At 65.3% G+C, this 22,507-nt stretch carries 21 protein-coding genes and 2 pseudogenes; 18 read left to right on the plus strand and 5 right to left on the minus strand.

Going from position 1 to position 22,507, the window contains the following annotated elements; translation table 11 throughout:
* Nucleotides 1-167 precede the first annotated feature (167 nt).
* Nucleotides 168-227 (plus strand): annotated as a pseudogene (locus tag AB4Y99_RS12610) (hypothetical protein); the annotation flags it as partial.
* Nucleotides 228-457: 230 nt separating this feature from the next.
* Here the strand turns inward: AB4Y99_RS12610 and AB4Y99_RS12615 are convergent.
* Nucleotides 458-1,354, minus strand: coding sequence for an AraC family transcriptional regulator (locus tag AB4Y99_RS12615; protein ID WP_441523555.1), 897 nt, complete (start codon nt 1,352-1,354; stop codon nt 458-460).
* A 96-nt stretch (nt 1,355-1,450) separates the two neighbouring features.
* Here AB4Y99_RS12615 and AB4Y99_RS12620 point away from each other — a divergent pair, with 96 nt between their 5' ends.
* Nucleotides 1,451-2,200, plus strand: a complete 750-nt coding sequence (locus AB4Y99_RS12620) for an SDR family oxidoreductase (RefSeq protein WP_441523556.1) — start codon at nt 1,451-1,453, stop codon at nt 2,198-2,200.
* A gap of 235 nt (nt 2,201-2,435) precedes the next feature.
* On the opposite strand, the gene AB4Y99_RS12625 is transcribed toward AB4Y99_RS12620, so the two are convergent.
* The gene (locus AB4Y99_RS12625) at nt 2,436-3,344 is read right to left on the minus strand and encodes a LysR family transcriptional regulator (protein WP_441523574.1); all 909 of its coding nucleotides are present in this window, start codon (nt 3,342-3,344) and stop codon (nt 2,436-2,438) included.
* 116 nt (nt 3,345-3,460) lie between these two features.
* Here AB4Y99_RS12625 and AB4Y99_RS12630 point away from each other — a divergent pair.
* From AB4Y99_RS12630 to AB4Y99_RS12675, 10 genes and pseudogenes are all read left to right on the plus strand, one after another.
* Nucleotides 3,461-3,817 (plus strand): annotated as a pseudogene (locus AB4Y99_RS12630) (SDR family oxidoreductase); the annotation flags it as partial.
* 116 nt (nt 3,818-3,933) lie between these two features.
* Nucleotides 3,934-4,383 carry a nuclear transport factor 2 family protein gene (locus AB4Y99_RS12635; protein WP_113253422.1) on the plus strand — a complete coding sequence of 150 codons (450 nt, stop codon included), beginning with the start codon at nt 3,934-3,936 and terminating at the stop codon, nt 4,381-4,383.
* Nucleotides 4,384-5,024: 641 nt separating this feature from the next.
* On the plus strand, nt 5,025-5,741 hold the full coding sequence (locus tag AB4Y99_RS12640; RefSeq protein WP_441523557.1) for an IclR family transcriptional regulator: 717 nt from the start codon (nt 5,025-5,027) through the stop codon (nt 5,739-5,741).
* A 1-nt stretch (nt 5,742) separates the two neighbouring features.
* Nucleotides 5,743-7,473 carry a hypothetical protein gene (locus tag AB4Y99_RS12645; RefSeq protein WP_441523558.1) on the plus strand — a complete coding sequence of 577 codons (1,731 nt, stop codon included), beginning with the start codon at nt 5,743-5,745 and terminating at the stop codon, nt 7,471-7,473.
* A 5-nt stretch (nt 7,474-7,478) separates the two neighbouring features.
* Complete coding sequence (locus AB4Y99_RS12650) at nt 7,479-8,165, plus strand: hypothetical protein (protein ID WP_441523559.1); 687 nt, start codon at nt 7,479-7,481, stop codon at nt 8,163-8,165.
* Nucleotides 8,166-8,177: 12 nt separating this feature from the next.
* A complete protein-coding gene (locus tag AB4Y99_RS12655; protein WP_441523560.1) occupies nt 8,178-9,143 on the plus strand; it encodes a dipeptidase in 966 nt (321 codons plus the stop codon).
* A gap of 12 nt (nt 9,144-9,155) precedes the next feature.
* Nucleotides 9,156-10,217 carry an ABC transporter substrate-binding protein gene (locus tag AB4Y99_RS12660; RefSeq protein WP_441523561.1) on the plus strand — a complete coding sequence of 354 codons (1,062 nt, stop codon included), beginning with the start codon at nt 9,156-9,158 and terminating at the stop codon, nt 10,215-10,217.
* A complete protein-coding gene (locus AB4Y99_RS12665) occupies nt 10,202-11,092 on the plus strand; it encodes an ABC transporter permease (RefSeq protein ID WP_441523562.1) in 891 nt (296 codons plus the stop codon). The genes AB4Y99_RS12660 and AB4Y99_RS12665 overlap by 16 nt, the downstream gene beginning before the upstream one ends.
* A gap of 1 nt (nt 11,093) precedes the next feature.
* Complete coding sequence (locus tag AB4Y99_RS12670) at nt 11,094-11,882, plus strand: ABC transporter permease (protein ID WP_441523563.1); 789 nt, start codon at nt 11,094-11,096, stop codon at nt 11,880-11,882.
* Between the two features lie 8 nt (nt 11,883-11,890).
* On the plus strand, nt 11,891-12,952 hold the full coding sequence (locus AB4Y99_RS12675) for an ABC transporter ATP-binding protein (RefSeq protein ID WP_441523564.1): 1,062 nt from the start codon (nt 11,891-11,893) through the stop codon (nt 12,950-12,952).
* Nucleotides 12,953-13,147: 195 nt separating this feature from the next.
* Here the strand turns inward: AB4Y99_RS12675 and AB4Y99_RS12680 are convergent, their stop codons facing one another.
* Entirely contained in the window at nt 13,148-13,879 is a 732-nt protein-coding gene (locus AB4Y99_RS12680) for a TetR/AcrR family transcriptional regulator (protein WP_441523565.1), read from the minus strand.
* Here AB4Y99_RS12680 and AB4Y99_RS12685 point away from each other — a divergent pair.
* From AB4Y99_RS12685 to AB4Y99_RS12710, 6 genes are all read left to right on the plus strand, one after another.
* On the plus strand, nt 13,878-14,762 hold the full coding sequence (locus AB4Y99_RS12685) for a metallophosphoesterase (protein ID WP_441523566.1): 885 nt from the start codon (nt 13,878-13,880) through the stop codon (nt 14,760-14,762). The two genes, AB4Y99_RS12680 and AB4Y99_RS12685, sit on opposite strands and share 2 nt — an antisense overlap.
* Before the next feature lie 20 nt (nt 14,763-14,782).
* The gene (locus AB4Y99_RS12690) at nt 14,783-16,087 is read left to right on the plus strand and encodes an ABC transporter substrate-binding protein (RefSeq protein ID WP_441523567.1); all 1,305 of its coding nucleotides are present in this window, start codon (nt 14,783-14,785) and stop codon (nt 16,085-16,087) included.
* A gap of 72 nt (nt 16,088-16,159) precedes the next feature.
* Nucleotides 16,160-17,125, plus strand: coding sequence for a carbohydrate ABC transporter permease (locus AB4Y99_RS12695; RefSeq protein ID WP_441523568.1), 966 nt, complete (start codon nt 16,160-16,162; stop codon nt 17,123-17,125).
* On the plus strand, nt 17,115-18,002 hold the full coding sequence (locus tag AB4Y99_RS12700; RefSeq protein ID WP_441523569.1) for a carbohydrate ABC transporter permease: 888 nt from the start codon (nt 17,115-17,117) through the stop codon (nt 18,000-18,002). The genes AB4Y99_RS12695 and AB4Y99_RS12700 overlap by 11 nt, the downstream gene beginning before the upstream one ends.
* Nucleotides 18,002-18,739, plus strand: coding sequence for a tyrosine-protein phosphatase (locus tag AB4Y99_RS12705; RefSeq protein WP_441523570.1), 738 nt, complete (start codon nt 18,002-18,004; stop codon nt 18,737-18,739). Before AB4Y99_RS12700 ends, AB4Y99_RS12705 begins: the two co-directional genes overlap by 1 nt.
* Nucleotides 18,739-19,860, plus strand: coding sequence for an ABC transporter ATP-binding protein (locus AB4Y99_RS12710; protein WP_441523571.1), 1,122 nt, complete (start codon nt 18,739-18,741; stop codon nt 19,858-19,860). Before AB4Y99_RS12705 ends, AB4Y99_RS12710 begins: the two co-directional genes overlap by 1 nt.
* Nucleotides 19,861-20,069: 209 nt before the next feature.
* Here AB4Y99_RS12710 and AB4Y99_RS12715 read toward each other — a convergent pair whose 3' ends face one another.
* On the minus strand, nt 20,070-22,049 hold the full coding sequence (locus AB4Y99_RS12715; RefSeq protein WP_441523572.1) for an aconitase family protein: 1,980 nt from the start codon (nt 22,047-22,049) through the stop codon (nt 20,070-20,072).
* A 6-nt stretch (nt 22,050-22,055) separates the two neighbouring features.
* Nucleotides 22,056-22,507, minus strand: a 452-nt coding sequence (locus AB4Y99_RS12720; RefSeq protein WP_441523573.1) for an ABC transporter permease, incomplete at its 5' end; no start/stop codon positions are given.

Consider the following 22,507-nt stretch of genomic DNA (forward strand, 5'->3'; position numbering starts at 1 on the left):
CGCGCAGGCCCTTGTAGGAGGCGTGACGTAGCCCGCCGTCCCGAAGCAGGACAATCAATGCTGAATACTGCCCGCACTAATGTCGAGCTTCTAGTGATGCGCGACCGCAACATCCCGCGCGGCGTCGTACCGCCCATCCCGTCGTCGCGGCACGCGCAGAGGGGCCTATTCTCTGGGGTGTAGAGGGGTGGCGCTATCTCGATTTCGTCGGCGGCATCGGCGTGGTCAATGTCGGCCACAACCATCCGCGCATTGTCGCCGCCGTGACCGAACAGCTGAGTCGCGTCCGCCGCGAGCTGGCCGCGAACAGGCCGGACACAAGACTGCACCCGACCAGCACGCCAGAYCGTCACAGACCCCCTTGCAACGCGGGAGCCATCCACACAGGACATTCCTTGCCAGACCATGAGACGGCCGCTCCGCCCGCAACCGAGAATTCGCGTCGGAATCGGGAGTGTCAGGTCAGCTTGCGGGCGAATTGTCCGGGGGCGCATCCGTTATGCCTGCGGAACGCGGTGCTGAACGCACTTGCCGATTCATACCCGATGTCGTCTGCAATCCGTTCGAGGGACTTTGTGCCCCGGGCCAGGGCGTCTTTCGCAATAGCGATCCGCCAGCGCGCCAGATACTCAATCGGCGCGCATCCCAGAGCCTCGCTGAAACGAGCGGAAAACGCAGATCTCGACATGCCCGCAATGTTGGCGAGGTCGGCAACTGTCCAATTGGCGCGAACATCGGCGTGGAYGGCTTTCAAGGCGCGAGCCAACGCAGGGTCCTGCAAGCCGCGAAGAATTCCAGCAGGCACTTGGCGGTCGACATCCTGCCAGCGTAGCGCTTCGACAAGAAGCACCTCCAGCATGCGGTGAACGATCAGCTCCGAGCCTGGAAGTTCGGCCGTGCATTCCTCGGAGAGCAGCTCGATCAGCCGCCTGAACCTTGTCGCGCGACCATCGGATGCAGGGATGAAAATCAGCTTGGGCAACAAGGCCAGGAGGAGCTGGTTGTTGGCCCGCTCAAACGTGAAGCTGCCTCCCAACGCCACGAAGTCAGGCTCGCCATCCTGCTCGCCATGCCGAACGGCCTCACTGCGAGGAGCGACAGGCTCGCAAAACACGCCGTCTCCGCTGCTGAGCGTGAACGCCGGTGTTCTGGGCAGAAGAAGAAAGTCTCCCCGAGACAGCCGAAGCGGTTCGCATCCATCGATCGCCAACCGAGCTTCGCCTGCAAGGATGATCGTGAAGCCTGGCGCGTCAAAGGCATCATAACGCACGCCCCATCGGCCTTTGGCCGAAATCGGCTTCGCGATCGCCGCGCTTGGTCGCAGCAGCAAGACGACGTCGCTCAGGGGATCCATTTTTGGACGATCGATAACAAATTTAAGAYACACGATTATGGATCGTCCTAAGCGCTTTGTCTACCTGTTCGGCATTCCCGTTCAGGAGACGAGCAAATGACCAAGACGATCCTCATCACCGGTACTTCGTCAGGCTATGGCAAGGCCACCGCGGAGCACTTTCTAGCAAACGGCTGGAACGTCATTGCCACGATGCGGCGCCCGGAGGCGGCGCGCTTCGATGGCGATAAGCGCCGGCTGCGCGTGATTCCGCTCGATGTGACGAGTGAGRAGAGCATTGCCGAGGCGATCAAGGCCTCCGGCCCCATCGATGTGCTGGTCAACAATGCCGGAGTGGGCGGCGTYGGCGCCTTCGAAGTGACGCCGATGTCCCTGATCAGGGCGCTGATCGAGACGAACACCATCGGCGTGATGGCCATGTGCCAGGCCGTGATTCCCCAGATGCGCGCCCGCCGCGCCGGCATTATCGTCAACGTCACGTCCAGTGTAACGCTCGGCGCTTTCCCGCTCGCGGCAGCGTACACCGCGAGCAAACAGGCGATAGAAGGCTTTACCGGGTCGCTCGCCCATGAGCTTGCGTACTTCGATATCGATGTGAAGCTGGTCGAGCCGGGCTATGCACCGACAACGCGGTTCGGCGCGAATGCCATCGTGCCCGTCGAACGACTGCTCCCGGGCGAATATGCCGACTTTGCGAAGCCGATCATGGAGGCCTTTGCCAAGCCGGCGCTGACCACCACAGAATCGGACGTCGCCGACGCGGTGTGGGCCGCCGTTCACGACCATGAGGGGCGGCTGCGCTTCCCGGCGGGGGCTGACGCCATCGCATTGGCCGGTGCGCGCTGAGCCGCTCTCGGGCCGACGGCGGAAAGCCAGGGCGCAGTGACGGCCAGCAACGRCCGTCAGCGGAGGCCAAAGCAGCAGGCGGACATCAAAAGCTCCGCCTGCTCGACCATCTCAGCCTAAGGTGACGGATAGTCTGCGCCACAARCGGACTCTAGCACATTGCCCGAAAGGCGGCCCAACCGAGCTTGGGTCTTGCGCATGACGGAGTGTTTGCGTGGCGCCGCGTGAYGCGTGCCTACATTGTCGCCTTCGTGGCCAACTCTSTCTGAAATCCAGCGGCGAGATGATCGATCAACGCCCGGACCGCCGGTGGCAGACCGCGCCGGGTCGTGAAGACCAAATGCACGATGCCTTTGAGCCCGTGCCACGCTGGCAGTACGCGGACGAGGCGCCCGTCGGAAAGCGCCTCACGGCAGACATGATCAGGCAGGATCGCGACGCCCAGCCCGTCGATAGCGGCCTGGCGAACCGCCATCATATCGGCGCAGCCCATCCGTGGCATGATACGGACGGCGCGAGTGCCGCCGTCTTCGGATTCCAGCTGCCATTCCAGATCGTCCGCATCGTCACTGGTCGCAAGGGTGGGCAGCGCGGCCAACTGCGCAACGTCGGCCATCTGGCTCGCGAGCCGTGGCGCGGCGACGAGAATGCGTGTCGAGAGCCCGAGCGTGCGCATAGTCAAGGCGGCGTCGCTCGTCAGGGCCGCACGGACCCGCAGCGCCAGATCGATCCGCTCAGCGATCAGGTCGACCGGTCGGTCGGTTGCAACGAGTTGCAGGCGCACCTTGGGATATTTGGCGAGGAAGGACGATATCAGGGCCGAGATCGGCTCCAACATGCCGGTGGGACAGCTGAAGCGAATGCGGCCATGCGGTTCCGACTGAGCCTGCATGACCAGCGCCTCGGCCTGCTCCGCCTCCGCCATGATCGCCCGGCAGCGATCGTAAAAGGCAAGGCCCGTATCRGTCACGCGGAAGCGCCGGCTCGATCGTTCGATCAGCCGCAGCCCGAGCCGCTCTTCCAGCGTTGCAATGCGCCGGCTGAGCTTCGATTTGGGTTCGCGCAGCGCCCGACCGGCCGGGGCGAAGCCACCATGAGCCACGACCTCGGCGAAATAGGCGTAGTCGTTCAAGTCGATCTTCATCATCGTTCCGTTTGTGGAACGATGAGTGCCATATTCGGCGACTACACGCATCATCGTTCTTGTCTCATTTGARAAGGGCAGCGGCGCTTYGTCGCTCGGTTTCAAGGAGACGGACAATGACGAGCAAGTTCGACGACAAGGTCGTGGTGGTGACGGGCGGGACGAGCGGCATCGGCCTCGCAACGGCGAAGGCTTTCGCCACCGAGGGCGCTTCGGTGTTCATCACSGGCCGCCGGCAGGACGCGCTCGACGCCGCGGTGAAGCAGATCGGCGGCAAGGTCACCGGCGTCSGCGGKGACATGTCGAAGCTCGCCGACATCGATCGGCTTTACGATGCCATCCAGCAGAAGCACGCGCAGATCGACGTGGTCTTCGCCAATGCGGGCGGTGGCGAAATGGCGCCTCTCGGCGCGATCACCGAGGAGCATTACCAGCACACCTTCGACACCAATGTGAAGGGTGTGCTCTTCACCGAGCTCTTCGTCGATGGTGGCCAGGTTCAGATCTGAGTTGCAGACCATCATTGGATGACCGCAGCCGGCGGCAGCCCTTTCCCTTCACAGACCACATTCAACAGGCGTTTCCAGTCATGCTGACCAATGAAGACACCATCCGCAGCCTCTATGCCCTTGCAGAGGCTTCGTCCAAGGACACGGACAAGTTCATCTCGCTGTTCGCCGAGGACGGCTATTTCTACGATGTGCCGGGCGGCAGGAAATACTATGGCAAGGAGATCGGCCTGCCTGTCGATGCGATGGTCGCGGCGTTTCCCGACATGCATCGCGAGTTGTACGATATCTACGTCAAAGACGACGTCGTGATCGTCGAATTGGCTCTGCAGGGTACGCATAAGGGCGATTTTTACATGGCCGGCGGAATCTTGCCTGCGACCGGCAAGAGGATGGATGCGCCGTGCTGTGACGTGTTCCACCTGAAGGACGGGAAGGTCACCTCCTTCCATTGCTACAACCTGCCGTCGGTCATCCTGCAGCAGCTCGGTGTTCTCGAAAACCTGGGTGCTGCATTGAAGCGCGGATGAGAACCTGCAACCAGAAGCCGCGGGCGAAGCGTCTTGGATGTACGGGTTCACCACCGAAACCACGTCGATACAATCATCCGTCATTCCTTGCAGGGGAWTGACGGACCGCATTGGCGTCCTCTGCTGGCCAGCATTCGTTGCAGCTGCAGCCGAAACCCCTGGAGTGAGCGACCGCCACCAAGCCTCGGCGGCAATCTGCGATTGCCGCTAGGAACTCACTCGCACTCAGCGCCATGAATGGACATTGAGCCCCTGCTTGGAAGCAGACGCTCATTGGCCCGGCGAGTAACCGTCAAGGGTCTGAGTGCAGCAATCGCCTAGGCAGGCTTCTGGCAGGATCATCGTGCCGGCGCGGAAAAGATCGCAGCGAAGCTGATCGCCTCACACGGACGGATCGAAGGCACGCCTAACGATGTCCCCTTGCCTCGCGGTGGGATGCCGATCGTCGGCTGGCTTGCCGCCTGCGGCATGCCATCATCGGCACGCCTCAAATGGAACAGCGCCGGCAGAGACTTAGCGCGCCGTGTGGTGCCTCACACAACGTTGGCGCCGGTCCTAAAGCGAACTCGCAATTTCCAGCTTGACATCGAGTTCGCGCAGAATGATTTTTATATTATACGTTGTCTATTATAAGAATACAGATGGCCGTTCGCTCCCTCTCCTCCGCGCTCAAGACGCTCGCGGTCTGCGATATCATCGCCGCTTCGCCGAAGCCGTTGCGGCTGGCCGATGTCGTGCGGGCAAGCGGCGATGCACGCGCGGTCGTCTATCAGCGGCTGCGGACGCTGGTGGAGGCCGGCCTGCTCGACCAGACCGAGGACGGCGCATTCCGACTGGCGCTGCGCTTCCAGTTCTATGCGGTGCGCGCGCTGGAGCAGGCCAATCTCGGCGAGCGCAGCAGCGAGTTGCTCCAGCAGATCGTCGATGAGAGCGGCGAAACCGCAACGATCTCCGTCGCCGACGGCTACCATGCCGTCATCATCAACCGCGTCGAATCCCGGCAGGTTCTGCGGGCGGACCTGCGCGTCGGCGCCAAGATGGCACTCGGCGGCAGCGCTTCCGGCGCCGTGCTGGTCGCTTTCGGATCGGAGGAGATGCGCGACAGCCTGCGCGGGCAGGGTGTCGCTCTGCCGCCGGAAGCGGAATTGCAGGTGGTGCGCGAGCGCGGCTACGCCGTTTTCGCGCCGACGGACCCGCATCTCGTCGCCGCCGTCGCTGCTCCCGTCTTCGATGCCGCGCGCCAATGCGTGGCGGTCCTGGCCATCTCGGGTCCGATCTTCCGCTTCGATCACGACCGCTGCGGCCCCATCGTCGTTGCCGGCGCACGACGTCTCAGCGCGCAGTTTGGACATTCCTGACATGACGGTTTCCGCCCTTCTCGCCCCGGAAGGCCCGCTGCTGCCGCGTGCATTGATGCGCAGTCCGGATGAACTGATGCGGCCGGAGCGGCTCGCCGCCATACAGCCCTCGCGCATCAGCGCCTCGCGCAACCTGATCGCGCGGGCCTCACGCCAGCGCTGGACGATCACGCAGAAGGCCTTCGACATCGACGAGAAGGGCCGCGGCCACGCCCGTTATGCCATTGAGGCGGGTAGCTGGCGCTTCTCCTTCCCGATCTTCTCCTTCGAGCCCTCCGCGCGTGAACGCACAGGCCGCATCATCGGCCGCGCCTGGGACATGATGGGCGCGCTGGTCGAAGGCGACATGTCGCCCGCAGCGGTCGCGGCGCTCCAGAGCGAATTGCCGAAGCTCTACGAAGGGCGCGCCACGCCCGACACCCTGACCTGGGCGCGCTCGAACCGCTCCGGCCGTCTGTTCGACCTCGCCGTCAACGCTTTGGCCAAAGGCGAGCAGCCGCCGGTCGAAGCGCTCGGCGGCACCTGTTACCTGATGCGCAACACCGGCATCGACGGCAACGGCACCTTCGGCACCAAGTCCTTCCTCGCCTTCGAGAAGGACCACCCGCTGCGCGCCTCTCTGCAGGCGCAGATGCTGACCGCGTATATGATGCGGGTCTTCGCGCTCGATCTCGTCCAGCATTTCGCGCGGTTGCATGGAGGCACGAAGGCCGCGGGCTTCGCTCCGGATCTCGCCCGCTTCCTCGGCGTCGGCAACGGCTCGGCGCTCGGGCTGATGTTCTTCGTCAATAACCATCCGCGCCTGATCAACCAGTGGCTGACGATCCGCGAGACCGCCATCGCCCATGGCAAGCTGGTGCCGGTGGGTCGGGACGGGGCACCGCTGCGGACGCTGGCAACCCTGCTCGACAAGGCGATCGTCGCACGCCAGCAGGATCGCTCGGAATACGAGTCCTTCACACCGAGCCTGCGCATCGCCGAAGATCTGGTCGTCATCCGCCGCGAGCTCGACGCGCTGATCGCCTTGGCTCAGGCGGGCGAGACGGGCGCGACCCCGCTGCTCGACTTCACGGCCTCGCTCGACGGCCGCGTTCATGCCGAGGCCTTCGAGACGTTGCTCTCGCTGCTGATCGAGCTGGTTCCCGACGTCGCCGACAGCCTCTCGGACACGCTGGTCATCGACGAGGAACTGACCGGCCGGCCGGAAATGCCGCTCGGGCGGCTGCGTGAGATCGTCCGCAGCGATTATCGCTGGGCCTTCGATCTCGATCTCACCTCCGAGCGCTCGCAGCGCTATGTCTGGTACAAGTCGCGCACCGCCGAGGAGCCGCGCCGGGGGCCGCGGGAGGAAATCGGCGAAGCCCATAATCTCGGCCTCGACCTGCCCCGGCTGATCGTCGCGCTCGACCGCGACCTCAGCCAAGCAGACCCAAAGACCTGCGTCGCCCGCTTCCTGCTCCAGCATCCAGAGCACCGGCTGATCGCAACGCGCGTCCAAGCGCTGGCCGGGCTGCCCTACCATTCGCCGCATGCCGACATCATGAGCGAGGACTTCGTCCCGGCGCAGATCACGCGCCTGCTCAATGTCGGCATCCACGGCATCGACAAGGCGCGCGACTTCCTCAACCGCAACCTGCGCGGCGTGATCTTCCATGGCGCGCCGACGCCCGCCGATCTCGCGGCGGGAACGGCCGATCCCCACTGGTTCTACCCTTCGGAGCCCCGCTCATGACGGAGTTGCGCCTCACCCTGCGCGAGATACGCCTGATCATCGAGCGCATTGTCCAGGCGGCCGGTGTCGCCCCGGGGCTTCTCTTCGCCGTGCGCGATGCGGCTGTGGTGTCCGCGATCCTGCCCGTCGCGGGCTTTGCCAATCTCCCGGCGGAAATCGCCGCGCTGGCCGCTTCGTCTGTCAAGCCCGCCACATTGAGCGCGGGCGAGGACGGCGTTCTGCAGATCGATGTCGCCGGCCAGCATCCCTGGCTCGTCACCGAAGCCCTGCTCGACCTCGCCGTCGAGCGGTTCCGCCTCTCGGGGCGCGGCGAGGTTCTGGTGTGCGGCGCGGTGCGCCCGAGCGAATTCGGCGTGGTCGCCGGGCTCGCCGAAAAACATGGTTTCACGGCTGTCTGCTCCGAGGTAGCGGGCGGCGTCCTCCTGGAAGTCCGGCCCCGCCCGGCGCGAACCGAAAGCCTGCTCGACCACATCCGGCGCAAGGGCTACGCCGTCGCGGCAGATCTGTGGTGGCCGCTCTACCACGCCTCGCATGCAGCCCTCGCTCCCGACTCTTTCGAGAGCCGCCGCCATGCCGGCACCATCCGCGTCGAGGCCGATGGCCGCATCGTCGGTCGCAACGACGAGGACGAAACCGACCTCTCCATGCTCGCCGCCGATCCCATACGGCTGCGCCCCGCCCCCATCCCGTAAAGGTTCAAACCGATGCTGATCGACGGCTTGCAATGCGGCTTCTACGGCCGCGACGTGTTCGAGGAGCTCAAGGCCGGCGGCTTCACCTGCGTCACGCCGACGCTCGGCTTCTGGGAGGGCGCGATCGAATCCTTCGACGCGATCGGCAAATGGCGCGACATGGCGCGCGCCAATAGCGACCTTGTCACCATCGCGCTCAAGACCGACGACATCCTCGCCGCCGACCGGGACGGCAAGACCGCGCTGCTGCTCGGCTACCAGAACACCAACCTGCTCGACGGCCGCATCCGCTATGTCGAGCTCTTCGCCGATCTCGGCGTCCGCGTCCTGCAGCTCACCTACAACAACCAGAACGATGTCGGCTCGAGCTGCTACGAAGCTGTCGACCCCGGCCTGTCCCGCTTTGGGCGGGAGGTCGTGCGCGAGATGGACCGMTGCGGCATGCTGATCGACTGCTCGCATGTCGGCGACAAGACGACGCTCGACGCGATCGAATGGTCGCAGAAGCCGATCGCCATCACCCATGCCAACCCGTCCTCGGTCTTCCCGCACAAGCGCAACAAGAGCGACGAGGTGATCAAGGCGCTGGCTGCCAAGGGCGGCATCATCGGCTGCGCCGCCTACCGCAACATCACCCCGGTCGAGGCTTGCGACCGCGTCGATGCCTGGGCCSAGATGGTGGCGCRSACYGTCGASATYGCCGGYATCGACCATGTCGGCCTCGGCACCGATTTCAGCCATCACACCAGCCAGACCTATCTCGACTGGATGCGCCAGGGGCGCTGGACGCGGACAGCCCAGTATGGCGCGGGCTCCGCGACCAATACCGCCCCGAGCGAGAAGCCGGCCTGGCTCAAGAGGATCAGCGGCCTGGCCGCGGTCGCGCCGGCGTTGGCGAAGCAGGGGTTCAACCCGGAAGAAGTGGAGAAGATCACCTCCGGGAATTGGCTGCGCGTCTATCGCGCGGTGTTCGGCTGAGAGGAGGAAACCATGACCGGCGACGACGCTTCGAGCTTACGGCTCTCACGACGGAAACTGCTCGTCGCCGCAGGCGCGAGCAGCCTGTCGATACCCTTCATCCGTCGCGCCCGCGCGGCCGAGGCGATCTACGTCAACACCTGGGGCGGCCCCTGGGAAGAGGCGGCGCGCGCCGTGCTCTTCGACCCCTTCACCCAGGCGACGGGGATCGAGATCAAGACGATCGCGCCGGTCTCCTTCGCAAAGCTCGCAGCGCAGGTCCGCACCGGCGTCTACGAATTCGACGTGACGACGCTCGGCGTCTCCGAACTTGCCCGCGCCAACCACGCCAATCTTCTCGACAAATACGACGAGAGTAAAATCCCGGCCGCCTCGCTCTGGCCCGGCGCCGTGACCCTCAACGGCGTCAATTCCCACGCCTTCGCCAATGTCATCGCCTACCGGAAGGACAAGTTTCCCGCGGGCGGCCCGAAGAACTGGGCCGAGTTCTGGGATACGGCGAAGTTCCCGGGCTCGCGCTGCCTGCAGAACTATTCGGCCCGCGTGCTCGCCTTCGCGCTGATGGCGGATGGCGTCGCACCGACCGATCTCTTCCCCTACGACCTCGACCGCGCCTTCAAATCCCTCGACCGGATCAAGAAGGATGTCCGCGTCTGGTGGAGCCAGAGCCCGCAATCCCAGCAATTGCTGCGCGATGGCGAGRTCGAATTGATCGGSATGTGGAACACCAGCGCCCAGCAGCTGATCGATCAGAAGGTGCCGATCGCGCTGAGCTACGATCAGGCGGTGATCGATGTCGCGGCCTGGGTCGTGGCGCGCGGCACGCCACGGACGCGCAATGCCTGGCGCTTCATCGAGTTCGCCGTGCAGCCGGAGCGGCTGGCGCAGTTCGCCCAACGCAACAATTACGGCCCGATGAACCCGGCCTCGTTCAAGAGCCTGCCGCCGGAGGTGGTCGCGCGGATGCCGACCTCGCCGGAGAACCTGGCCAAGGCCGTCGTGCTGAACGCGGAGAAGCTCGGCCCCCAATTCGACGTCATGGCGAAGCGTTTCGAACAATGGCTGTCGACCTGACGCGCCCCGCGCTCGCGGCCGAGGCGCCCGCGCTTCCTGCGCGGGCGCTTCTGGTGACCCTCTTGCGCGCGCCCTTCATCCTCTATGTGCCGGCGGCGCTATTTCTCACCGCCTTCTTCCTCATCCCGCTCGGCCTCGTCGTCTGGATGAGCGTCAGCGACCCGGAATTCGGCTTCGGCAACTACGCGACCTTCTTCGGTTCGCGCTACGACCTCGCCGTGCTGGCGCGGACCTTCCAGACCGCCTTCGTCGTCACGCTTGCGAGCCTCGTCTTCGCCTATCCGATCGCCTATGTCGCGGCCCGGCGCGGCGGCGCCGTCGGCGGYTTCCTGCTCGGCGTGGTCGCGCTGAGCTTCTGGACCAGCTTCCTGGTCAGGACCTATGCCTGGATGGTGATCCTGGGGGCGAAGGGGCCGGTCGTCGGGCTGCTGACCGCGCTCGGCGTCAGCCCGCCCCCGCGCCTGCTCTTCACCACCTTCGCTGCGACTTTCGCGATGGCGCACATGCTCGTGCCCTTCATGGTGCTCGCGCTCTATGCCGTGATGAAGCGGATCGACGAGAGCTATATGCGCGCTGCCGCAAGCCTCGGCGCCCGGCCCCTGCGGGCCTTCCTCACGGTCTATTTCCCGCAGAGCCTGCCGGGCGTGGTCAACGGCGCGACGCTCGTCTTCATCACCTGCCTCGGCTTCTACGTGACGCCGACCCTGATCGGYAGCCCGCAGGACAAGATGATCGCCGGGCGAATCGGCCAAGAGATCGAGCAGYTGCTCGATTTCGGCGCGGCCTCCGCGACCTCGATGATCCTACTCGCCGCCGCRCTCGCGCTGTTTGCAATCTATGACCGCTTTTTCGGTCTCGACAGGATGTGGAGGTAGCATGTCCCGCTCCACGATCACCCTGGCGGTTCTTGTCGCGATCCTCCTCGCGGGGCCGATGTTCATCGTCGTGCCGATGTCGTTCAGCACGGCGCCTTCGCTCGAATTCCCGCCGCCGGGCTTCTGGCTCGGCTATTACCGGCGCTTCTTCTCCGACCCGAACTGGACCGGGCCGCTGTTCAACAGCTTCGCGATCGGCTTCGGGACGATGGTGCTGGCYATGCTCTTCGGGGCGCCCGCGTCCTTCGCCCTGATGCGGCATCGCTTCCGGTTCCGCTCCGCCTTCCGCATGTTGGTGCTGTCGCCGCTGATCGTGCCGCATATCGTGATGGCGCTGGGCTACTATAGCTATTTCGGCTCGCTCGGGCTGGTGCAGAGCATGACCGGCGTCATCCTTGCCCATACCTGCTTGACCATCCCCGTGGTGGTGCTGACSCTGACCTCGGCGCTCGCCAATTTCGACCGCCGGGTCGAGRAYGCCGCSRCCGGCCTCGGCGCRCGCCCRCTCACCACCTTCCGGCTGGTGACYTTCCCGATCCTGCGCCCGGCCTTCCTGGTCGCGGCCTTGTTCGCCTTCATCCACTCCTTCGACGARACCGTRATCGCGATCTTCATCTCGGGYCGCGACAGCGCGACSYTGCCGCGGCAGATGTTCAACAGCTTCCAGATGGAGGCGGACCCRGCCATCTCCGCCGCCTCCTCGCTGCTGCTTGCCGCCGTTCTCGTCGTCATCGGCGCGCGCTGGGCCGCGSGCCTCGTCAAGCCGCAGCCTGCCCGCGYGAAAGCCTAGGACAGACCATGAAGAACGCCCGAGCCCTTTCCTTGCGTGGCCTGTCGAAGAGCTACCTGGCTGGCCAGAACGCCGTCGACRGCATCGATCTCGAGATCGAGCCCGGCGAGTTTGTCTCCTTCCTCGGTCCGTCMGGCTCCGGCAAGACGACAACGCTGATGATGATCGCCGGCTTTTCCAAGCCGAGCAGCGGCGAGATCGCGATCGGCGGATGCAAGATCGACAGCGTCGAGCCTTATGACCGCAACATCGGCATGGTCTTCCAGAACTACGCMYTGTTTCCGCATATGAGCGTCGCCGACAATGTCGGCTTCCCCCTGCGGATGCGGCAGGTGCCGAAGGCGCAGGCCGCCAAGCGCATCGCCGATGCGCTCGCCATGGTCGGTCTCGCCGATTTCTCCGGCCGCAAGCCGGCCGAGCTCTCCGGCGGGCAGCAGCAGCGCGTCGCGCTGGCGCGCGCACTCGTCTTCGAGCCCGATGTCGTGCTGCTCGACGAGCCGCTCGGCGCGCTCGACAAGGCGCTGCGCGAGCAGATGCAGATCGAACTSAAGCGGATCCACCGCGAGCTGGGCGTGACCATGGTCTATGTCACGCACGACCAGGGYGAGGCGATGGCGATGTCGGACCGCATCGCGGTGTTCAATCGCGGGCGGATCGARCAGATCGGCAGCCCGGCGGAGGTCTATGCCAGGCCGCAGACGCGCTTCGTCGCCTCCTTCATCGGCGACAGCAACCTGATCGAGGGCGTCATYGGCCGTGGCGGGAGTGTCGATCTACCGGGKTTCGGCTCGATCGCGGTCGGACGTGGCGATCTTACCCCCGGGACTCYAGTCGACGTGCTCCTGMGGCCGGAGACCATTCGCCTTTCCAAGGAAGAGCGGTCTCCCGAAGACATCTGCTTCACCGTCGACGAGATCGTCAATTACGGCGACAGCTTCCTAGTCATCGGCAAGAGCGCCGGTCAGGAACTGCGCGCCCGCGTGCCTGGTCTCGACATGCCAGCGCTCGCCCGGGGGGAGCGCTGTGTCATGCGGTGGTCCAAAGAGCGCGTCCATATCGTTCCAAGATGATTTTGGCCCGGGAGGATCGGAGACCAATCCTTGAGGTCATTCTCAAGCTAGCCAATACGCGGCAGCTCAAGATGTAGGCCGTTCCGCGCCAMCTGCGGCCATTGAGCACCTGTCGAGAAGCGGACCTTCGCACGACCACATGATCGGCCGGTTCTGCCATCCACGTCGATGGATCTTATCGGGTGCCCAACGCGATCAATCTTCGCGTTCAGCGCAGTGCATGGACGAGATCGCCGACCAGCACATCGCGGCGAGATGGCTGCGCCGTTCGAGACTGAGTTCCTCGCCACGGGCGCGCATCCATTTCAGGGTGTTGCGCAGCCCGCCGCCGATGAATGCGCCCATATCGTGGCTTCCGAAGTCGCGCAGCACGCCAGCCTCATGTGCGTCCCGAATGATCCTGTTCGTGAACGCCGTCACCGGCGCGAAGATCTGCAGCATCTCGGCAGCGGGGACGAGAGGCACGTTCGATAGATATTCGAACAGCAGCGCCCGGTCGCCATCCGCCCAGATGAACGCGATATAGTCCTCGATATAGCGGCGCAGCCGCGCCTCGGGTGAAGTCGCGGCGTCATGCTCGACGATCAGGCCGGCGGCGACGGCCTCGGTCAATTGCGCGTAGACGCCGCGGATCAGGTCGTCCTTGGACTTGAAGTAGGTATAGAGCGAGCCGGTGGCGACGCCTGCCGTCGTGGCGATTTCCGCCATCGAGCATTGCAGCCCGTTGCGCACGATCAACGTGGCGGCGGCGGCGAGGATCCGCTCGCGCTTGTCGAAAACGATGCCATCCATGATTGAATGAACGTTCATTCGGTTGTCACGATGCCTAGGTAGCGGTGCCGCCGTCCTCGCGCAAGAGCGAATACGCGGCCCTCCCGGAACGCGTGTCCGCCTGCGCCCCCTCGATTTGACGCAGAGCTCCGCCATGTCGCATCCGCTGACCTTCGTCCATCTCACCGACCTGCATATCGGCGACCCGGCCGTCCAGGACGACCATCTCTATTCCGACACCTCCGCCACGCTGCGGGCGATCCTTGCCGATGTGAAGCGTGTCGAGCCGAAGCCGCGTTTCGTCATCGCCAGCGGCGACCTGACCAATCGCGGCGACATCGGCAGCTACGAGCAGCTCAAGGCCATCCTGGCCGAGGCTGAGCTCGACATGCCCGTGCTCTTCACGCTCGGCAATCACGACAAGCGCCAGGGTTTCTACCCGGCCATGCTCGGCCGGACCGACGACCTGTCGGCGCCTTACGACCATTCCGCAGTGGTCGACGGCGTCCATGTCATCCTCGTCGACACCAGCATGCCCTACAAGATCGGCGGACATTTCGAGCCGGGCCAACTCGACTGGCTGGCGGCCGAGCTCGACCGCGAGCCGACGCTGCCGAAGCTGATCGCGATGCATCACGCGCCGGCGCTCGACGCCAACCAGACCGATCTCGAATGGGAGGCGCTCTCCTTTGCCGATACCGAGGCGCTTCGGGCGCTGCTCGATGGGCGCAGGAACGTGCTCGGCATCCTCTGCGGCCATATCCACTATGACCGCGTCAGCAATTGGTACGGCATCCCGGTCATCGTCGGCATCGGCCAGCATGCCGCCACCGACGTGCTGCGCCTGCATGAGGAATTGCGCATGGTCTCCGGCGCCTCCTTCGCGATCGGCACCGTGCGTCCCTCCGGGCTGACGATCTCCTTCGTGCCGCAACCGGCCGAGCGCCGCGAGCTCAAGGTTCACAGCTTCTCGGGCATGGCTGCGATCATCGCGCGCTACGAAGCCGAGGCCGAAGCCGCGGCGCTGGCCGCCGAATGACCCTGACAGGAACCATGATTATGAACACCCGGTCTTTCCTGCGGAGCGCGCTCGCGCTCCTGGCGGCGGGCGCTGTCCTTCCGGCCCTTGCTCAGTCCATCCCCGCGACCGTCGACCGCCCGGTGACGATCAGCTACTACAACTACAACCTCGCCTCGGTCGGCAACGGCGCCGTGGCGACCAAGCGGCTCATCGCCCAGTTCGAGGCCGCCAACCCCAACATCAAGGTCGAGCCGGTCGGCGCCAGCTCCTTCGAGCTGACCAGCCGCGTCCAGGCTGACGTCGCCGCCGGCCGCATCCCGGATGTGGTGCAGATGGTGTTCTCCGATCTCGCCTTCGGCGTCGACAATCTCGGCGTCGCGGCGCTCGATGACATCGTGCCGGAGGAGGAGCGCAAGGCGCATTTCGCGGGCATGTCGCCCAACGGGCTGCAGCTCGGCATGCTCAACGGCAAGATCTATGGCCTCGCCTACACCTTCTCGACGCCGGTGCTGTTCTACAACGCCGACCTGTTCAGGAAGGCCGGCCTCGACCCCGACAACCCGCCCAAGACCTGGGCCGAGGTCAAGACCGCCGCCCTTGCCATTACCAGGAAGACCAAGGCTTCCGGCATCGCGACCGGCATCTTCGGCCCCTCGGCCGGTGACTGGCTGTTCCAGGGCGTGCTGCGCTCCAACAATGGCAGCCTGATGAGCGCGGACCGCAAGACGCTCGCCTTCGCCGAGCCGGCCTCGGTCGAGGCGGTGACGATGCTGCGCGATCTCTACGACAGCGGCGCCTACACCAATCTCGAGATCGATGCGGCGATGGAAGGCATGGCCGCCGGCAATATCGGTATGTACCTGCAGACCTCCGCCATCCAGGGCTTTTTGGTGAAAGGCGCGCAGGGCAAGTTCGAATTGCGCGCCTCGACCATGCCGCGCTTCGGCGAGAAACCGCAGCGCCCGAACAATTCCGGCAGTGCGCTGGTGATCCTCAGCCGCGATCCGCTCAAGCGTCGCGCCGCCTGGGAGTTGATGAAGTTCATGACCTCGAAGGAAGCCTATACCGTCATCACCTCCGAGATCGGCTATCTGCCGCTGCGCACCGACATCGTCGACGATCCCAAATATCTCGGCGACTGGGTTAAGCAGCACCCGCTGATCAAGCCGAACCTCGAACAGCTCGCGATGCTGGAGCCCTGGGTTTCCTTCCGCGGCTCGAACTACCGCCAGATCCAGAAGATGATGATGGAAGGCGCGGAGATGGCCGTGTTTGGCGGCATGAAGCCTGCGGACGCCATGAAGGCCGCGCAGGACAATGCCCAGACCCTGATGCCGCGCTGATCGCTTGAGCCCCGGCCCATCTGCGGCGGGCCGGGGCCTTCTGCCGTTTCGTCAACCCTGTCGAGAGCCACGATGTCGGACGCCACCTTGAGCGCAGCCGTGCAGGCCCCGCCGCAGCCTCTGCACCTTCCCCGCCTCGCGACGCCGGCCCGGCGCGCGGCGGCCTGGTGGATCGCGCCTTGGCTCTATCTGGCGCCGGCAGCGGGGACGCTGATCCTGTGGATCTACTGGCCGCTGCTCGACGCCTTCCGGCTCAGCTTCTTCCATTGGAACATGTTGCCTGGCGCGCCGATGAGCTTCGTCGGCTGGGCGAACTACCAGAACATCTTCGCCCTGCCGAAATTCTGGCAGGCGCTGCGCAATACCGGCATCTATATCCTCGGCCTGGTCCCACTCGCGGTCATCGTGCCGACGGCGGTGGCGATCTACACGCACGACCTGCCGGCCCGCTCGCGCAACATCTACCGCGCCATCATCTTCGTGCCGATGATCATCGCGCCCGTGGTTGCGGCCGCGATCTGGCGCTGGCTGCTCGACCCCGGCCACGGCATGGTCAACGAGGCGATCACGCTGTTCGGCTTCCGCCCCGTCCGCTTCCTGCAGGACCCGTCCATCGCGATCTGGACCGTCATCGTCCTGACCGGCTGGAAGCTGATCGGCTTCTCGACGCTGATCCTCTCGGCCGCCAATGCCAACATCAACCCATCGCTGATCGAGGCCGCCCGCATGGATGGTGCCTCGAAATGGGAGATCATTCGCGACATCCGCCTGCCGCTTCTGCGCTCGACCATCCTTTTCCTGACGCTGATGACCATTCTGCTCGGTGCGCAGTGGAGCTTCTCCTACATCCATGTGCTGACCGGCGGCGGGCCGCTCGGGTCGACCACCAACATCTTCTACATCCTCTGGGATTTCGGCTTCTCCACCCTCTCGGTGGGCTGGAGCTCGGCCGCGGCCGTCATCCTCTTCCTCGGCTTCGGCGCGCTCGCCTTCATGCTCTTCCGCCTGATGGACAGGTACTCGTTCCATGACAATTGAAGCACTGACCCTCGCGCCGGTCCGGCCATTGCCGAGGCCTGCCCGCCGCGCGCGAAAGGCGCGGTCGGGATGGAGCTGGAACACCGCCGCCGGCCATCTGGTGATGGTCGTGCTCGCGATCTTCTGCCTGTTCCCGGTCTACTGGATGATCGTCAGTTCGCTGCGCCCGGCGAATGCGATCTTCGAGACCACGCTCTGGCCGAGCACGGCTTCGCTCGAAAACTATGCCTATGCGCTGAAGGCGATCCCGATCGTGCGGATGCTTATCAACACGCTGGTCGTGGCCGGGGCTGTCACGGTGGTGCAGCTCGTCACCGGCCTGCTGGCGGCCTATGCCTTCGCCCGCTGGCGCTTTCCCTTCGACAAGCTGATCTACACGCTGATCGCGCTGACCTGGCTCGTGCCCTTCCAGGTGGTGATGATCCCCAACTACCTGCTCGTCGCCAATCTCGGCCTGCTCGACAATCTGCTGGCGCTGATCCTGCCGCATTTCGCGGCGGCGCTCGCGATCCTGCTGCTGGCGCAGGCGATGCGTTCCTTCCCGCGCGAGGTGCTGGAGGCGGCGCGGATGGACGGGGCCAGGAGCTGGCGCATCCTGTGGGAGATCGTCACGCCCAATCTGCGCGGCACCATCGCCTCGCTGGCGATCCTGATCTTCATCTCGACCTGGAACGAATATTTCTGGCCGCTGCTGCTCTCGCGCTCGCCGCAGAACAGCGTCGTCCAGATCGGCATCCAGATGTTCATGAGCTCGGAGGGCACGCAATGGGGCCCGCTGATGGCCGCCTCCACCATGGCCAGCCTGCCGATCCTCGTCATCTACGTCGTCCTGCAGCGGCAGGTGATCCAGTCCTTCATGAAATCCGGAATCCGTTGATGATCCCCGCGAACCAACGCCACCTGCCGATCCCCGGCACCTTCAACATCCGCGACCTCGGCGGCTATGCCGCCGGTCCCGTCGAGACGCGCTGGCGCCGCATCCTGCGTGCCGACGGCCTCCACCATCTCGACGAAGCCGGCATCGCCGTGCTGACCGGGCAAGGCGTCACCACCGTCATCGATCTGCGCCACGACCACGAGCTGGCGAGCCGGCCGAACCCCTTCCACATGCATCCGGGCGTCGCCTATCACAGCGTCTCGCTGTTCGAGCGGCTGGCACCCGGCGACCTGTCGGCCGGCGACCTCCTGCTCGATCTCTACATCCAGGCACTGACCACCCGGCAAGCGGCCATCGGCGCGGTGTTGACGCTGATCGCCGAGGCGCCGCAGGGCGTCGTGCTGTTCCACTGCACGGCCGGCAAGGACCGTACCGGCCTCGTCGCCGCCCTGCTGCTGGCGCTGGCAGGAGTCGCGGACGCGACCATCCTCGACGACTACGCGCTGACCAAGCCGATGATCGCGCCGTTGCTCGACCGGCTGATCGCGGAAGCCGAGGAACGTGGAGCCGATATCGCGGCCTTGCGCCCGCTGCTCGCTTGCGAGCCGCAGACCATGGCGGCGACCATTGCGCATATCCTCGACAATCACGGCTCGGTCGAAGGCTATCTCCTCGCGATCGGCCTCTCCGACGCCACCATCGCGCGGCTGAAGACGCGCCTGCTGGAGGATGCCTAATGGCCCAGCTTTCCCTCTCCGGGCTCCGGAAAAGCTATGCCGGCAAGCAGGTCCTGCACGGTGTCGATGTCGAGATCAACCAGGGCCAGTTCGTCGTCATCGTCGGACCCTCCGGCTGCGGCAAATCCACGCTGTTGCGCATGATCGCCGGGCTAGAGGACATCACGGAAGGCGAGATCGCGATCAACGGTCAGGTCGTCAACGACCTCGACCCCGCCGATCGCGGCTGCGCCATGGTGTTCCAGAACTACGCGCTATATCCGCATATGACGGTTGCCGAGAACATCGCCTATCCGCTCAAGATCGCGCGCATCGCCAAGTCGGAGCGGGAGCGGCGCGTGCGCGAGGCGGCTGGGATCCTCGACCTCTCGGACTATCTCGACCGCCGGCCGGCCCAACTCTCGGGCGGGCAGCGCCAGCGCGTCGCCATGGGCCGCGCGATCGTGCGCGAGCCGCAGCTCTTCCTCTTCGACGAGCCGCTCTCCAATCTCGACGCCAAGCTGCGCGTCTCGATGCGCATCGAGATCAAGCGCCTGCACAAGCGGCTCGCGGCCACCTCGATCTTCGTGACCCATGACCAGGTCGAGGCGATGACGCTGGCCGACATGCTGATCGTGATGAATGGCGGCCGGGTCGAACAGATTGGTGCGCCTGCCGAAATCTACGACAGGCCGGCCTCGACCTTCGTCGCCGGCTTCATGGGCGCGCCGGCGATGAACCTGCTCCCGGCGACGATCGTCGAGCCGGGGCTGATCGCCCTCGACGGCGTCCCCGGCACCTCGATCCGCATCGAGGGCTGCGAGGCCGCACCCGGGACGAAGTTGACGTTCGGCATCAGGCCGGAGGACCTGACCGTTGCAACGGGCGATGACAGCCCCGCTCTCTCCGGCACGGTCGATCTGGTCGAGGAACTCGGCAGCAGCCGCGCAGCCTATTGCTCCATCGGGCCGCATGAGTTGGCGATCATCCTGCCAAAGGGCTTCGCCCTGAACCGCGCCGGAAGGATCACTATGGGTATCCCGGCCGGGGCAGTCCATCTCTTCGACGAAGCGAATGGCCATCGACTGCGATCGCTGGGCGAGTATCAGCCTTCCGAGACACAAGAAGACGTCTCGGCCTAGCCATTTCATGGGCAAGGCCATGTTTCGGATCACTATTGCCCTGCGCGGACCGTGGCGTTGATCATCCCAGTTTTACCGATAACCGCCTACCGTTGTGCGCCAATTCCGGACATTGCATGATTGGCCGGAAGCGGACGTATGCGCGGTCCTTGCAACTACCAGAGGACCAGCTGACCTCGATTGCAGCAGCTCGTTGCCAGCGCTGGCGATTAGCCGTTGGTTCGCCTTGCGACCTGCCCTCGTAGGTCCGAAGTCCGCCGCTGCAACTGCCCGAACGAGACGATTTCGCCGGCGATCGCGCTGGCGGCGACGGTCGGCGGACTCGCGAGCCAGACCTTGCCAGGCCCCGAGCGGCCGGGGAAGTTGCGATTGATGGCGCTGATCGTCACCTCCTCCGCCCGTAAAGACACGCCGGGCCCACATTGCGCACAGGCCCCGCAGGCCGGATTGAGGATCTGGGCGCCGACGCGCCTGAACGTGTCGAGATAGCCGCGCTCCTCGCAGTAGCGCCGCACGGCCATGGTGCCGAACTGCAGATAGAAGGCGACGTTGCCGGGGACCTTCAGCCCGCGCGCGACCGCCCAGGCCAGGACCTCGTGATACTGGTCGAAATCCTCGCGCTTGCCGGCCGTGCAGGAGCCGCCATAGGCGATGCCGATCGAGATCGGAGCAGTGAGCTCGTCGCATGGGACGCCGTTGCCGGGATCGCCGGGGGCCGCGAGCATCGGCGTCAAGGCCGAACAGTCGATCGTCAGCTCGGCGGCATAGGGGGCGCCCGGATCGCTCGCCATCCAATCCTCGATCACGACATCGACCTGGCGCCGCTCGCGGATGAAGCGGGCGGTCTCGGCATCGGGCGCGACGATTCCGCTGAAGCCACCGAGCTCGGCTGTCATGTTGGTCAGTGTCGCGCGTTCGTCGATCGACATCGCCGACACGACCGGCCCGGCAAATTCGAAGACGCGACCCAGTCCGAGGCCGGCTCGGATCCGCGGCTCGGCAAGCAGCTTCAGGACGACGTCCTTGGCGGTTATGCCGGCGGGCAAGCTGCCCTCGAGGCGGATCAGGAGCGATTCCGGCACGGTGAGCCGGACCGCGCCGGTCATGAACGCGTTCGCCATGTCGGTCGTGCCGACGCCAAAGGCCAGGCAGCCGAGCGCGCCCGAATGCGGTGTGTGCGAGTCCGTGCCGACGCAGATTTCGCCGGGAACGGCATAGGTCTCTGCCATCAGAGCGTGCGAGATGCCTTCCGAGCCGTCCTCGCCGGCAAGATAGCCGTGATCCTTCAGGCCGTAGTCGCGGGAGAAGGCGCGATGCCCTTCCGAGAGCCGGCGGATCGCCGGCAGCAGATTCTGCCGCTGATGGGTCGGCGAGCGATGCGCATAGGCGTTGTGATCCTCGAAGCAGAGGATCGTGTCCGGCTCGTGCAAGGCGAGCGGCCGGCCATAGCAGCGATGCAGCATATGCGCCGCCATAGCCGTGTAGATCTCGTGGATGAAACGGAAGCGCGCCCGGACGAAGCCGCCGCTTCCCGGCTCGGCAGTCCAGCGGCGTCCGCGCTCCGCCAGGAGATGGCGCGCGATGATCTTCTGAGTGAGTGTTTGGGGCGCCCTGCTGCCTGGCAACGGTGCCGGCTTCGCATCAAAGAGGTGGACCTTGCCATACTCGAGCAGGCCGCCGCCGGCGAGAATTCGGGCCGCCAGCTCGTCGCGTCCCTGCAGCAGATCGGCGAGCGGAATGGCTTCGCCGGCCCGGATGCGGTCGAGCAGACCAAAATCGGTCGAGGTGAACAGCCCGATATTGTCGCAGTTCTGGCGGTAGATCCGCTCGAAGCTCTCGGCGATGACGAGCCTGATCCCGGCCGCGCGCTCGGCCAGGGGCGCATGCTCGCGCGACGAGCCCTTGCCGTAGCGGCGGCCGGCGACGAGCACGCCGAAGCCGCCGAGGCGCACAGCGTCGAGCGGGATCGGGTTGCTCTCGCCGGCGCGATAGCCGGTATGGGCGTGCCGGCCGATCTCGTCGTCGAAATGCACCAGCGAGGGCAGCGGCGTGATCTCGTCGGTCGAGACGTCGTCGCGCAGCCGGCCTGCGGTCTCGCGATCGAGATCCTCGCCCTGCAACTGCCGGCGGACGATGCCGGCATCGGCCGACAGGAACAGCACCCGGCCGTCGAAGCGGATCGACTGCATGACCGGTCAGGCCTGGGCTTCGAATTGCGGCTGCCAGCGCAGCAGATAGCGCTGCAACTGCCGCACGATGGTCGCGAGCAGGATACCGACGACCATCATCGCGAAGATCGCGACCATCATCTCGGCGGCGTTGGCTCGCGCCTCGGCCTCGATGATCAGCTTGCCGAGGCCGCGCTCGGCCCCGATGAACTCGCCGACGATGACGCCGATCAGCGCGAAGGACACCGCCGGCGTCAGCGAGGCGAACACCCAGGCCAGCGCCGAGGGGATCACGACCGTGCGCAGCACCGTCATCTCGGAAGCACCGAGCAGACGCGCCGCGGCGATCTGGTCGCGGTCGACGGCGCGCGTGCCCTCGAAGGTGTTGAAGAAGACCACGAAGAACACGACGATCCAGGCGGTGACGATCTTCGACATGTCGCCGAGCCCGAACATCAGGATGATCAGCGGCACCAGCG

The sequence above is a fragment of the Allobosea sp. TAB14 genome (assembly GCF_052113865.1).
GTDB lineage: Bacteria > Pseudomonadota > Alphaproteobacteria > Rhizobiales > Beijerinckiaceae > Allobosea > Allobosea spartocytisi.